Genomic DNA, 13,023 nt, shown 5'->3' on the forward strand with positions numbered 1-13,023 from the left:
GTAGTTCAGTCGGTTAGAATACCGGCCTGTCACGCCGGGGGTCGCGGGTTCGAGTCCCGTCCGCTCCGCCACTAATTTGAAGGCCTTCCCTGATGGGAAGGCCTTTTTGCTATGGTTTTTTCCCAGTACCTCCAGATTTGCTCACCAGAACGAACACAAAGCCCAGTCTCACGACCGGTTTTGTGCTGGTGAGCTGCCGACATCCCACCACGATGCCAATACCTTCCCCTATTGGCGTTCTTGCTACTATTTCCACCTCTGTATCGCAGCACATCCCATCTTGGCCACATTGTTCTGCTGCGAGCTGATAGAGCTTGAGGATTAAATCAGGCCATCTTGCAACGGTACGTCATCGCTTCCACTTGTTTGTCTAATCCCTTTTTTGCTTATGGATTTATTCCATTAAAACAGTCTCTTATCAAGAATGAGCTGTTTTGCAGCAGGAATGCCACACGATATAAATGATAATGATTATTGTTTGAATGATCGGAGTGGGGTCGTTACAATGCGGGCTGATTAATAAAGTGCTTTTCAAATGAGCCTTTTCTAATGCTGCGTCTGGCCGGATGCCAGGGCGTTGTAATGAGTGAAGTAAGGGAATACGTCACCTTCCTACTAATAATGTTCAGGCTAAAACATGACAACAGTGAAACCGAACAAGCTTGCCTTGCTGATCTGCTCCCTTCTTGCGACCCAGGCCTATGCTGCCGAACAAGAGGTGATGGTCGTCACCGCTTCCGGCTTCCAGCAGAAGATTGAAGACTCTGCTGCCTCCATCTCCGTGATTACCCGTGAGCAGCTGGAAAAGCGGGCCTATCGCGATGTGACCGATGCCCTGAAGGATGTGCCCGGTGTTGTGGTGACCGGCGGTGGCAGTAGCAGTGATATCAGCATTCGCGGTATGGGGTCGAAATACACCCTGATGCTGGTTGATGGCAAGAAGGTGGATAGCCGTGGCACTCGCCCGAACAGCGATGGTCCGGGTATCGAGCAGGGCTGGCTGCCGCCACTGCAGGCGATTGAGCGCATTGAGGTCGTCCGTGGCCCTATGTCATCCCGTTATGGTTCCGATGCCATGGGGGGCGTGATTAACGTCATTACCCGTAAGACCACCGGTCTGGCCTGGCAGGGCTCGGTTCATGCTGATTCTACCTTCCAGGAGAACAAGGATGCTGGCAACAGTTTCCAGACCGATGCCTATACCGCAGGTTCACTGATCGATGGCGTGTTGGGGCTGCGTTTCAATGGTCAGCTCGCCCATCGTGGTGAAGACAAATTTATCCAGGGTTTTGCCGAGCAGGAGACTCGCAGTGGCACGGCGGTGCTCAGCTTCAAGCCTGATGACCATAACCGCTTCGATCTGGAAGCCAGTCGCAGTCTGCAGGATCGGGATCGCACGGCCGGCAATTCGCTGGCTGCCAAGGCGAAAGATAGCCTTAACCGATACGAGCGCACCAACTATGCGCTGACCCATGATGGCCAGTATGATTTCGGCTCTTCCAGCAGCTATCTGCAGCAGGAGACCAACACCAATCCCGGCCGCAAGATGGAGCTAACCAACACCATCGCCGATACCCATACCCAATTTATTCTGGGTGATCACTACCTGAGTGTCGGTGGTCAGTATCGCTATGAGGATCTGCACGATCAGGGCAATACCCTGAAAGTGGCCAACCCTGCCGAGCAGCTGACCCGCTGGAGTTGGGCGATGTTTGTCGAGGATGAGTGGTCACTCACTGACAGCTTTGCCCTCACCGGTGGCGCACGCATGGATCGGGATCAGAATTACGGCTCTCACTGGAGCCCGCGCCTCTACGGCGTCTGGCATCTGGATGATAGCTGGACCCTGAAAGGGGGCGTATCAACCGGTTACCGCTCCCCTGACTTGCGGATGTCGGCGGCCAACTGGGGTCAGGTCACCGGAGGTGGTAGCCTGGATGGCATGCTGGTCGGCAACCCGGAGCTCAAACCTGAGACCAGCGTGAGTGAAGAGATAGCTCTGCTGTGGAACGGTCATCAGGGCTTCAACGCCGGGGTTACCCTGTTCAACACCGACTTCAAGAACAAGATCTCCGAAGTGCGTCGCTGTACCAGCAAGAGCGATCCCGCCTGCACCCTCAATGGTCACAGCTATGACTTCATCAGTGATCGGGTCAACGTCGATAAGGCGAACATGCGCGGTGTCGAGGGGATGATGGATTGGGCCATCAACGAGGATTGGTCGGTCAGCTCCAGCTACACCTTTACCCAGTCCGAACAGAAGAGTGGTCCACTGGCGGGTCATGCCCTCAACCAGATGCCCCGTCACATGTTCAACGGCAGTGTTGACTGGCAAACCACCGAGGATCTCAGCCTCTGGTCACGGGTAAACTTCCGTGGCGAGACCTCCGAGTACCTGAGTCGGGTCAAGATGGCGGAGGGAACACCTTCCTACACTTTCTTTGACATGGGCCTGGTCTACAAGGCCAACAAGCATCTGGATCTGACCGCCGGGGTCTACAACCTGTTCGACAAGACGGTGGATTACAGCAGCTATGGCACTGTGCTGGATGGTCGCCGCTACAACCTGGGCGTGACCTACAACTTCTGATAGGGAACCTGTTATGCGGCCGCCATCTTCCGATGGCGGCCGTTTTTATTGCACGTCCGTCAGGGGGCTATGCCTGATAGGGGCCGGTTTGCCAGGTATTGCGCCCCAGTCCCTTGGCCTGATACATGAGGGCGTCAGCCTGCCGTAGTAGCTGGTCGGCATCAGCCTCTCTCTCTGCGGCTACCCAGACTGCCCCGGTGCTGATGGAGAGGGTCACCTCGCCGCTGCTGGTGTGCAGGGTTTGTCGGTTGCTCTCCAGGCAGATGCGCTCGGCCCATTGCTCTGTCTCTGCCAGTGTGGCCAGCGGCAGCAGCAGGCAAAACTCCTCGCCGCCGATGCGAGCCAGCAGAGCCTCTTCGGGCAACAGGTTGGTCACAGTCGTGGCCAGCTTTTCCAGCAACAGATCCCCGATGCCATGACCAAAGCGGTCATTGGTCTCCTTGAAGTGATCCACATCGAACAGCAGCAGAGCACAGGGAGCCCCGCTTGCCACTCGTTGCTCCATGGCGGGCATGAATGCCCGTCGGTTGAGCAGGCCGGTCAGGGGGTCGGTACTGGCTTGTTTCTCCAGTCTGGCGTTGGCTCGGCTCAACTCGGTGGTGCGGCTGGCAACAGCGCGGCGCAGTTGCACTATGTAGGCCACCATGATTAACACTCCGGCAAACAGTAGCCAGGGACCGAGATGGATGGGGTAGACGGTTTCGACATGCATCCACTTGCGGATGATCCTCTCCCGATCGCTCTCTTTGATCTTGGCGAATCCCTCTTCCAGCCGGTGTAACAGGGCAAGGTCGCCCTTTTTCACTGCAAAGCGGATCTGGTCGGTATAGAGGTGGCGAACCGGAATAAAGCGGATGGGATCGTCCGAGGTATAGATGTAGAAGTTGGCGACCTGCAGATCGGCGATAAAGGCTTTTATGTCACCCCGAAAAGCCGCCGCCAGCAGGGTGTCATTGTCGTCGAAGGTCTGCAGTCTGGTGCCGGGGAAGTAGCGTCTGGCGTAATACTCCTCGTAGCCACCGGCTACCACTCCGACCGTTTCATGGAGCAGGTAGTAATGTACATCGGTGCCGCGCAATTCGCTCGAGAAGAAGAGCTGGGAGTCGAGCTGGGCGAGAGGGCGGCCATAGTCGAACAGTTTGTCCCGCTCCGGTGACCAGAGCAGTCCGGCGTGAACGTCCGCCTTCCCCTCATGGAGCAGGTCGAGGGAGCCTTGCCAGTCGACCAGCCTGAACTCGATCTTCTGGCCGGTCACCCGGGCATATTCACGCCACAAATCGATCAGCAGGCAATCCGGCTGGCCCGACTCATTGATATAGGAGAAGGGCTGCCAGGCTTTGGAGTTGGTAATGATGATCGGCTCTTCCGGGGCTTTGGCCCAGACAGGCAGAGCAAGGGCGAGCAGCAGGAGCCCCCACCCGATACTGACTATGACTCCTGTCCTGGAAGAGGCCATCCTTGCTCCAATCCGTTGCCGTATATCGTCACGTGGTCACCGATTATCACCGTCTTTCTGATCGAAGAACAAGTGCTCAAATGATGAGGTTTGCATGATGCAAATGGCGCCATGACAAGGCTGGCGGATAGAGTGACTACTTACAGCGGCAGGCTGATCCGCGCCTCCAGCCCTCCTTGTGGCCGATTGAGCAGGGTCAGCTCGCCGCCGTGCTGATGGACCAGAGTGCGGGCGATGGAGAGCCCCAGCCCGACACTGCCCGACTCGGTGTTGCGCGCCTCGTCGAGCCGCACGAAGGGTTTGAACACATCCTCGAGCCGCGCCGGATCGATCCCCGGCCCGTTATCGCAGACCCGGATCAACAGCTCCTCCTTGCGCCGCTCCAGCGACACTTCGGCGCTGCCGGCATATTTGATGGCGTTGCCGATCAGGTTCTGCAGCACCCGGCGCAGGGTGTTGGCCCGGCAGGCGTAGACCTCTTTGCCCTCCGCCAGACAGGTGACCGGCTGGCCGGTATCGGCGTAGTCATCGCACAGGCTGACCAGCAGGCTGACCAGATCCAGCTCGCGGGTGGCCTCCTGCTGCCCCTCCTCGCGAGCAAAGCTGAGGGTGGCCGCCAGCATCTGCTCCATCTGTTGCAGGGTCTGCTGGATGCGCTCCTTGTCCTCGCCATCGGCCAGAAACTCGGTGCGCAGCCGCAGGCTGGTGATGGGGGTGCGCAGATCGTGGGAGATGGCCGCCAGCATCCGGGTTCTGTCCTGCACGAAGCGGTCGAGCCGGGTGTGCATCCGGTTGAAGGCCTGAATCGATTCGCGGATCTCGGTCGGCCCCTCCTCTTTCAAGGGCTCGATATCCTCGCCCCGTCCGAGCCGCTCCGCATTGCCTGCCAGCTGCTTGAGCGGGCGGGTGGCGCGGCGAAACAGCAGCACCATCAGCCCGATCACCAGACTGGCGACCAGCATCAGGTTGAAGGTGGTCTGCCACGACCAGCTGCCCGCCTCCTTGTCGACCAGCGAGCTGAACTGCAACCAGCCCCCCTGCGGCAGTTCGATGGAGCCATAGAGCCGCATATCCCGCGGCGGGGGCGGCCCCTTGCGATCCCGCATCATGCGGGCATGATGTTCCCACGCCTTGCTGCGCTGAGTATCCTCTTTCAGCTCGGCGCTGATCTCGACGGTGAGGCCGGGGGGATAGTTGAGGCGCGAGCGCACCAGCTGCTCGAAGCGGGGGCTGCGGTTATCCGGTTGCAGCGGTTCGTCGGAGAGGCGCAGCAGCAGGGTCTCGCTGCGGCTCGCCTTGAGGATCTCGTCATAGAGGGACGGGGGGGAGAGGGAGAGCAGCCTGACCACCGAGATGATCCGCTGCATGGCGTTGCGGCTGTTGACGAAGCCGAGCGCCTCCTCCCGATCCGTGCGGTAGATCTGGATACTGAGCAGCTGGATCAGGATCAACCCCGCCAGCGCCACCAGAATGATCTGGCCGGTCAGCCCCTTGGGCCACATCCGTGCCCACAGTCGTCGCAAGGTGCCCACTGCTTAAACCTGCGTCACGTCGGCCGAGAACATATAACCACCACCCCAGATGGTCTTGATCAGCTCCGGATTCTTGGGATCCCGCTCCAGCTTGCGGCGCAGGCGGCTCACCAGGGTATCGATGGCGCGATCGAAGGCTACCGCCTCGCGGCCACGGGCCAGATCCAGCAGTTGATCCCGGCTCAGCACTCGCTGCGGGCGTTCCAGAAACACCTTGAGCAGATCGAACTCGGCGGTGGAGAGGCTCAGGCCCACCCCATCCTCATCGACCAGCTCCCGGCGATTGACGTCGAGCAGCCAGCGATCGAAGCGCAGATCCCGGGTCAGGGTCTCGGTGGCGGGCTGGGTCTCGGCCTGGGTGCGGCGCATCACCGCCTTGATGCGCGCCAGCAGCTCGCGCGGATTGAAAGGCTTTGCCAGATAGTCGTCGGCCCCCATCTCCAATCCGATGATGCGGTCGGTCTCTTCTCCCATGGCAGTCAGCATGATGATGGGCAGGTTCGATTTGACCCGCAGCTCGCGGCAGAGGGTCAGGCCATCTTCACCCGGCATCATCAGATCCAGCACCAGCAGGTCGAACTCCCGCTCCTCCAGCAGCCGCTTCATCTCCTTGCCATCCCGGGCACAGCTGACTCGCAGGCCGTGCTGTTCCAGAAAGCGCTTCAACAGATCGCGGATCTCGCTGTGATCGTCGACCACCAGAATGTGGGTGTTGCCCTGGTTCATGAATACCTCCCCTGCTTGGCGTTGGCACGAGTATACGAAAATCCGCCCGGCGGTTTGTGTCAAAGTGTGCCAGATCCGCACGATGCCACACTCTGCTACAAAAAAGGGCGATGCTGGCAAAGTTCAGACACCGATAGGGTGTTTACTTGAGGGCAAGGCAAGAGCGCCGAACCAGAATCATCCCTACAGGAGATAGACCATGAAAAAGCTGACCAAAACCCTGCTGACCGCTACCCTGATCCTTGGCCTGCCGCTGGGCGCCTATGCAGCCAGTGAAGCAGCCCCCACCGGCCAGCCCGGTGCCATGGTGGATTGCCCGATGGACGGCGGCGGCATGATGGGTGGCAAACACCACGGTGGTCGCCACGACAAGATGGCCCGCATGCAGAACATGACCCCAGAGCAGATCCAGGCCAACCTGCAGCAACGTTATGACCGTATTGAAGATCCGGCCAAGAAGGCGGAGTTCATCAAGAAGCTCAACGAGCGTGCCGCCGGCATGACCAAGCACGCCGAAGCGATGAAGCAGTTCGCCGAAGCGAACCAGTAACAGCGCCTGCTGTTATCAACCCAAGGGTGGCCGAGACCACCCTTTTTTACGCTTACTGCGTTGAGCAGCAGATTGGTTGAACGCTGGTGATTGCCAATAAAAGAGGGGAGCCCGGTGCTCCCCCTCTTGCTATCTGTACCGATGCGGGTGTTCAGCCCACTCCTCCGGACGAGCGAACTTAGCCCTGAGCCTTGTCGGTCAGCTCTACTTTCTTGACGGTTTCGCCTTCGAACTTGATGACCACGTTTTTCTTGGCGGCATCGGTATCTTTCAGCAGGGTTGTGGTTGTCTCTGCCAGCAGCGGAGAAGCCTTCTTCAGGGCATCCAGATCATAAGTCCACACTTCCAGACCGGATTCAGTCTTGGTGGTGGCAGGAGCGCCCAGCTTCTCTTTGACTGCCTGCTTGTTGGAGCCGCCTTCCTTGATATCCAGAGCCTTTTTGATGGCTTCGTTGGATGCACTGTCCATGGCACCGGATACGGCAGTGCTTGCCGCATCCTTGACGCTGCTGGTGACGCTGTCGGTCAGCGAATCCATCAGGCCGGCATTGGCAAACAGGGGCAGGGTAGTGAGGGCAACCAGCAAACTCTTTTTCATTTTCTACAGCTTCCATGGGTTCAATGAGGCGGCTATGAAATCAGCAAAGATATTGGGCGTCAAGTGAGGCATGCAATTAACATTTCTGTTAACTGGATCTCATTTCTCACCAGTCGCAAACAGTTTTGGTATCTCCCGCACCAGCCAGCTTTTGGCCTTGCCCATGGTATCGCGGCGCCAGGCCAGTACCACCTGCAGCTGATGGCGGTACTCGGGGCTGATCACCTTGAGCCGACCGGCCTTGATGTCCTCCTCAATCCAGCTTTGTGGCATGGTGCCGACGCCGATCCCTGCCAGCAGGGCATCCCGTTTCTCCGTCATGGTGCTGACAGTGAGGCGCGGCTGCTTGTCCAGCAGGCGGTAGGTAAGTACCGGTTTGCGCAGGGCGGTATCGGCCACCGCGATGGCGCGGTAGCGGCGCAGGGTTTCGTCGGCCAAGGGTTCGGGCTCCTGATGCAGCGGATGATCGGGATGGGCGACGTAGAGCATCACCTCGTCCTTGATCACCTGATGCTTGATGCCGGTCATCATGATGTCCGGATTGATGGAGGAGATAAGCAGATCGGCACGGCCATCTTCCAGGCACTCCCAGCTACCCGCCAGCACCTCGGCACGCAGCCGCAGTCGGGTATCGGTCTGCTCGGCCAGCTTCTCCACCAAGGGGTAGAGGGCCTGCACCGGGACCAGCGCATCGACGGCGATGGTGATGTCGGTTTCCCAGCCGCGGGCCAGCGCCCGGGTCTCGCCCACCAGATGCTCGGCTGCCTCCAGCAGCACCCGGCCGCGCTCCAGCAGCATGCGCCCCGCCGGGGTGAACTTGGTGCGGTGGCCGCTGCGGTCGAACAGCATGGCATCCAGTTCATCTTCCAGCTTTTGCACCGTGTAGCTCAATGCCGAGGGTACCTTGCCCAGCTCGTCGGCCGCCGCCGCAAAGCTGCCGCGGCGGTCGATGGCATCCAGCACCCGGATTGCCTCCAGGGTCAGCGCCCGCTCCTTGTTCGATTCCTTGGCCATTCCTCACCTTCAATTTTTTTGAATATGTTTGCCAGTTTATCTCGCTAACAAGTTAGGTCATGTCACTTTAATATTCAATCAACGCTTAGGCAGGAACGTCGAGCGGCCAAATATGCGGGTAGTTCCGCACTGTGACACACCAAATCGGTCTGTCTGATGTCGGTGAAAGAACAACACACTATTTGAATAACCTCTTGCATGGATGCATTGATTCTGGCCGAAAAGGCCTTGGCAATGACATATAAAACAAGAGAGTGAATGAACATGAAAAACGTAATCAAGATGCTGGCCGTTGCAGGCCTGATGACCACTGGTTTCGCCCAAGCTTCCGTACCGGCTGACTTCAATGCCATGCCCGGCGTGCTGTTTGTGAACTGGAACGCCACTGCCGCAATGGATGGCAAAGCCAATCCGATGCTGGAAGTGCGTGACGAGTCTGGCGATCTGCTGGCATCAGTCCACGCCAACCTGACAGGCACCCAGCAGGTGCGGATCCCGAGCCGTACCCAGGGCAACCTGACTGTCAGTCTGGCTGACCAGAGCAGTGAATACCGTATTCCGTTCGGCATCGGTAGCGGCAAACAACGTTAATCAACCGTCCCGGTAGATGAGGAGCACACCATGATGCAATTGAGAGCCGCAGAAGCGCGGGGCAAGGCCAACTTTGGCTGGCTGGACGCGCGCCACAGTTTCTCCTTCGGTCACTACTATGACCCGGAGTGGATGGGGCACTCGGTACTGCGGGTGATCAATCAGGATCTGGTTGCGCCGGGTGGCGGATTCGCCACCCACCCTCACGCCAACATGGAGATCCTCACCTGCGTGCTGCAAGGCACCATAGAGCACAAGGACAGCCTCGGCCATGCCGAGCAGATCCCGGCAGGGGATTTCCAGCTGATGAGCGCAGGCAGCGGGATCCGCCACAGCGAGTACAACCCCTCGCAGACGGATCCTCTCTCCCTGTTGCAGATCTGGATCGAGCCGAACGAGTTCGGCACGCCACCCGGATATCAGCAGAAGAAGATCGAGTCCAGACCGGGCATGACGCTGGTGGCGTCACCGGATGGCGAGGCGGGATCGCTGCGGATCCGCCAACAGGCCCGCGTATGGCGGCTGGAACTGGCCCCGGGCGAGGCGCTCGAATGGGCACTGGCTGGCCGACACGGTTACCTGCAGATGATTTCAGGGGAGTTGACCGCCAACGGTCTGGCTGCCCGACCCGGCGACGGGGTACTCAGTCGTGATGAATACCGGTGGGAGCTGGTTGCGACCAGTGCCAGCCAAGCTCTGTTATTTGACCTACCCTGAAGCAGTCAGCGGTGATGTGACACAAACGAGGAATATGAAATGGACAAGATGAAAGATGTAGCGCTGCTGGCGGGTCGTGTACTGCTGGCGCTGATGTTCGTAATGGCGGGCTGGAGCAAGATCGGCGGCTATGCCGGTACTCAGGGCTATATGGAAGCGATGGGTGTACCCGGCTTTATGTTGCCGCTGGTGATCCTGCTTGAGCTGGGTGGTGGCCTTGCCGTCGTGCTCGGTCTCTTTACCCGCAGCCTCTCCGTGCTGCTGGCCGGTTTCACCCTGATGGCTGCCTTTATTTTCCACTATCAGCCTGCCGAACAGATGCAGATGCTGATGTTTATGAAGAACGTTTCAGTGGCCGGTGGTTTTCTGGCCCTGGCGGCGGCTGGTGCGGGTGCATTCAGTGTGGATGCCCGTCTCGGCAAAAACTGGTAATGCCCTGAAGAGTCAAGTTTTCCAATGCCTTTTGGCCGGTGCAACTGCACCGGCTTTTTTCTGTCTGCGTTTTCCGGATCGGTGAGGCGGCGAGCCAAATCTGCGGCGCCCTTCATGATTCCGTCTCTTGCCTGCCGCTGGCCACAAGTGCCTTTTGCATCTTATCCCCCGATCCCCGACAATTCCCTCTCTTGTGAAGTGACGGAAATGGCTCGCCTTTTCCCTCGCCCCCTCTCATCCACAGGCGGGAATTGCTCATGTTTACCCTCTACCACTCCAATCAGCTGGATCTGCTCAAAGAGCTGCTGGTGAGCCGCATCCGGCAGGCCCCTCTCTCTCACCCCTTCGATCGGGAGCAGATCCTGGTGCAGAGTCCGGGCATGGCCCAGTGGCTCAAGCTGGAGCTGGCCAAAGCCTTCGGCATCGCCGCCAATATCGACTTTCCGCTGCCCGCCAGTTTTATCTGGGAGATGTTCACCCGGGTGCTGGCGGATGTGCCGCGCCAGAGCCCCTACAACAAGGGATCCATGACCTGGCAGCTGATGACCATTCTGCCCGCCTTGCTGGATCGCCCCGCCTTTGCCCCGCTCGCCGCCTATCTGGGCGGTGGGGATGAGGAGGATCCCGCCAGGGATCCCGAGCAGGTGCGGCTGTGGCAGCTCTGCCAGAAGGTAGCGGATCTCTTTGACCAGTATCTGGTCTACCGGCCGGACTGGATCGCCCGTTGGGAAGAGGGGGAAGGATTGAGTCAGGAGCTGGCCGGGGTGAGCGGTCAGGATTGGCAGCCCGAGCTGTGGCGCGAGCTGGTGGCACGCACGTTGGCGCTCTCTCCGAGTGGCTACCACCGCGCCAACCTCTACGAGGAGTTTATCCACGAGCTGGCGCGTACCGCCGAACTGCCGGGCAAGCTGCCGCAGCGGGTCTTTGTGTTCGGCATCTCGGCGCTACCGCCGCGCTATGTGGAGGCGCTGCTGGCCCTCGGCAGTCGGCCGGAGGTGGAGGTGCACCTGTTCGTCACCAACCCCTGCCGCTACTACTGGGGGGATCTGCTGGATCGCAAGACGCTGGCGCGCCTCGAAAACAAGCTCAAACCCGGCACCGATATCGAGACGTTGCAGGGCCCCGCCAACCCGCTGCTCGCCTCCATGGGCAAGCTGGGGCGCGACTACCTGCACCAGCTGATGGAGCTGGAGGTGCCGCAAATCGAGGCCTTCGTCGATATCGACGAGGTGGATGGCAAAGGCAATGTCAGCCTGCTGCGCGCTATCCAGAAGGATGTGCTGGAGCTGGCCGAACGGGGCGCCGGTCAGTTCGATCTCGACAGCAGCCACCACAAGAGCCCCATCGATCCGGCGGATGGATCCTTGCAGATCCACGCCTGCCACGGCCCGATGCGCGAACTCGAGGTGTTGCACGACCGGCTGCTGGCGCTGTTCGAGCAGGACCCGTTCCTCACCCCGAAAGATGTGGTGGTGATGATGCCGGATGTGAACAGCTACGGCCCCTACATTCAGGCGGTATTTGGCGCGCGCGGCCAGATCCCGTTTGCGGTCTCGGATCGGGCGGTGAGTCAGGAGTGCCCGCTGCTGCAAAGCTTCCTCGCCCTGCTCAGGCTGCCCAACGCCCGTTTCGGGGCAGGGGAGCTGCTCGCCATTCTCGAGGTGCCCGCCGTGCTGCGCCGCTTCGAGCTGGATGACGACGAGTTCAACCAGCTGCGGGTCTGGGTGCAGGAGACCGGCATCCGCTGGGGGCTGGATGACGGCTACCCCGTCCGCTTCGATCTGCCGCCCATGTCCGGCAACAGCTGGCTGTTCGGCCTGCGCCGCATGCTGCTCGGCTTTGCCATGGGGGATGGCGAGCCGGTGGCGGGCATCTTGCCCTATGCCGATATCGAAGGTCAGCAGGGGCTGGCACTTGGCAAGCTCGCCTGGTTTGTCGATTCGCTGGCCGAGTTTCTGCCCCGCCTGCAACAGGCGCAGCCGCTGGCCGAGTGGAACGCCTGTCTGCTGGCGCTGCTGGAGCGCTTCTATCTGACTGACGAGGATGAAGAGCGTCAGCTTCAGCTTATTCGCAGCCAGCTGGCCGAGTGGCAGACCCGGCTTGGCGAGGCTCGCTTCGAGCAGCCCATTACCGCCGACCTGCTGCAGGATTACCTCGGCAGCGTGCTGGGGGAGTCACGCTCCAGTCAGCGTTTCCTCGCCGGTCAGGTCAACTTCTGCACCCTGATGCCGATGCGATCCATCCCCTTCAAGCAGGTCTGCCTGCTCGGCATGAACGACGGCGTCTACCCGCGCACCCTGGCCCCCATGGGGTTCGATCTGATGGCGGTAGCGTCGCGGCGTGGGGATCGCTCCCGTCGCGATGATGACCGCTACCTCTTCCTCGAGGCGTTGCTCAGCGCTCAGCAGGGGCTCTATATCAGCTATCAGGGCTTCAGCGCGCAGGACAACAGCGACAAGGTGCCGTCGGTGCTGCTGGCGGAGCTGATCGACTATGTGCGGCAGGGCTTTGTGCTGGCGGGGGATGAGGATCTGGACGACGAAACCTCCGGCAAGCGGCTGCTCAACCACCTGATGGTGGCGCACCCGCTCACCCCCTACAGCCGCAACTACTTCTACCCGGAGGCGGGTTCGCGCCTCTTTACCTATGCCGCCGACTGGCTGCCCGCCCTCAATCCGGTGCGCGGCGCGGCCAACTTCCAGAGCGGCGAGCTGCCTCTCCCGCCCGAATGGGGCAAGGAGCAGGGGCTGGAGCTGGCGGAGCTGCTGCGCTTCTATCGCCAGCCCACCAAATATTTCCTCAACCGCCGCCTCAAGG

General features: G+C 60.0%; 11 protein-coding genes. 6 read left to right on the forward strand and 5 right to left on the reverse strand.

Annotated elements, in window-relative coordinates:
* The first annotated feature begins 637 nt into the window (after nt 1–637).
* Nucleotides 638–2,590 carry a ligand-gated channel protein gene (locus DBR30_RS14220; RefSeq protein WP_181363589.1) on the forward strand — a complete coding sequence of 651 codons (1,953 nt, stop codon included), beginning with the start codon at nt 638–640 and terminating at the stop codon, nt 2,588–2,590.
* A gap of 67 nt (nt 2,591–2,657) precedes the next feature.
* Here DBR30_RS14220 and DBR30_RS14225 read toward each other — a convergent pair whose 3' ends face one another.
* From DBR30_RS14225 to DBR30_RS14235, 3 genes are all read right to left on the reverse strand, one after another.
* Complete coding sequence (locus tag DBR30_RS14225; RefSeq protein ID WP_108541348.1) at nt 2,658–4,046, reverse strand: transporter substrate-binding domain-containing diguanylate cyclase; 1,389 nt, start codon at nt 4,044–4,046, stop codon at nt 2,658–2,660.
* A gap of 140 nt (nt 4,047–4,186) precedes the next feature.
* Nucleotides 4,187–5,548 (reverse strand): ATP-binding protein, encoded by a 1,362-nt coding sequence (locus DBR30_RS14230; protein ID WP_047435114.1) that lies wholly within the window; start codon nt 5,546–5,548, stop codon nt 4,187–4,189.
* Between the two features lie 33 nt (nt 5,549–5,581).
* A complete protein-coding gene (locus DBR30_RS14235; protein ID WP_058053585.1) occupies nt 5,582–6,304 on the reverse strand; it encodes a response regulator in 723 nt (240 codons plus the stop codon).
* A gap of 199 nt (nt 6,305–6,503) precedes the next feature.
* Between DBR30_RS14235 and DBR30_RS14240 the strand changes: the two genes are divergently transcribed.
* Nucleotides 6,504–6,854 (forward strand): hypothetical protein, encoded by a 351-nt coding sequence (locus tag DBR30_RS14240; protein WP_005355311.1) that lies wholly within the window; start codon nt 6,504–6,506, stop codon nt 6,852–6,854.
* 178 nt (nt 6,855–7,032) lie between these two features.
* On the opposite strand, the gene DBR30_RS14245 is transcribed toward DBR30_RS14240, so the two are convergent.
* On the reverse strand, nt 7,033–7,452 hold the full coding sequence (locus DBR30_RS14245; protein WP_019446736.1) for a hypothetical protein: 420 nt from the start codon (nt 7,450–7,452) through the stop codon (nt 7,033–7,035).
* A 99-nt stretch (nt 7,453–7,551) separates the two neighbouring features.
* Complete coding sequence (locus DBR30_RS14250) at nt 7,552–8,466, reverse strand: LysR family transcriptional regulator (protein ID WP_108541867.1); 915 nt, start codon at nt 8,464–8,466, stop codon at nt 7,552–7,554.
* Between the two features lie 258 nt (nt 8,467–8,724).
* Here DBR30_RS14250 and DBR30_RS14255 point away from each other — a divergent pair, with 258 nt between their 5' ends.
* The 4 genes from DBR30_RS14255 to recC all read left to right on the forward strand — a co-directional run.
* Nucleotides 8,725–9,057, forward strand: coding sequence for a hypothetical protein (locus DBR30_RS14255; protein ID WP_013723379.1), 333 nt, complete (start codon nt 8,725–8,727; stop codon nt 9,055–9,057).
* Between the two features lie 30 nt (nt 9,058–9,087).
* Entirely contained in the window at nt 9,088–9,774 is a 687-nt protein-coding gene (locus tag DBR30_RS14260) for a pirin family protein (protein ID WP_108541868.1), read from the forward strand.
* A 39-nt stretch (nt 9,775–9,813) separates the two neighbouring features.
* Complete coding sequence (locus tag DBR30_RS14265; RefSeq protein ID WP_005336513.1) at nt 9,814–10,206, forward strand: DoxX family protein; 393 nt, start codon at nt 9,814–9,816, stop codon at nt 10,204–10,206.
* A gap of 257 nt (nt 10,207–10,463) precedes the next feature.
* A partial coding sequence (recC, locus tag DBR30_RS14270) for an exodeoxyribonuclease V subunit gamma (protein WP_258224434.1) occupies nt 10,464–13,023 on the forward strand: 2,560 nt, incomplete at its 3' end.

It is taken from the genome of Aeromonas sp. HMWF017, from assembly GCF_003061465.1.
GTDB lineage: Bacteria > Pseudomonadota > Gammaproteobacteria > Enterobacterales > Aeromonadaceae > Aeromonas > Aeromonas veronii.

Excerpts from the sequence above, each read along its gene's own strand:
- DBR30_RS14220 (WP_181363589.1), top strand. The coding sequence starts at position 638 with ATGACAACAGTGAAACCGAACAAGCTTGCCTTGCTGATCTGCTCCCTT.
- DBR30_RS14225 (WP_108541348.1), bottom strand. The coding sequence starts at position 4,046 with ATGGCCTCTTCCAGGACAGGAGTCATAGTCAGTATCGGGTGGGGGCTC.
- DBR30_RS14230 (WP_047435114.1), bottom strand. The coding sequence starts at position 5,548 with ATGTGGCCCAAGGGGCTGACCGGCCAGATCATTCTGGTGGCGCTGGCG.
- DBR30_RS14235 (WP_058053585.1), bottom strand. The coding sequence starts at position 6,304 with ATGAACCAGGGCAACACCCACATTCTGGTGGTCGACGATCACAGCGAG.
- DBR30_RS14240 (WP_005355311.1), top strand. The coding sequence starts at position 6,504 with ATGAAAAAGCTGACCAAAACCCTGCTGACCGCTACCCTGATCCTTGGC.
- DBR30_RS14245 (WP_019446736.1), bottom strand. The coding sequence starts at position 7,452 with ATGAAAAAGAGTTTGCTGGTTGCCCTCACTACCCTGCCCCTGTTTGCC.
- DBR30_RS14250 (WP_108541867.1), bottom strand. The coding sequence starts at position 8,466 with ATGGCCAAGGAATCGAACAAGGAGCGGGCGCTGACCCTGGAGGCAATC.
- DBR30_RS14255 (WP_013723379.1), top strand. The coding sequence starts at position 8,725 with ATGAACATGAAAAACGTAATCAAGATGCTGGCCGTTGCAGGCCTGATG.
- DBR30_RS14260 (WP_108541868.1), top strand. The coding sequence starts at position 9,088 with ATGATGCAATTGAGAGCCGCAGAAGCGCGGGGCAAGGCCAACTTTGGC.
- DBR30_RS14265 (WP_005336513.1), top strand. The coding sequence starts at position 9,814 with ATGGACAAGATGAAAGATGTAGCGCTGCTGGCGGGTCGTGTACTGCTG.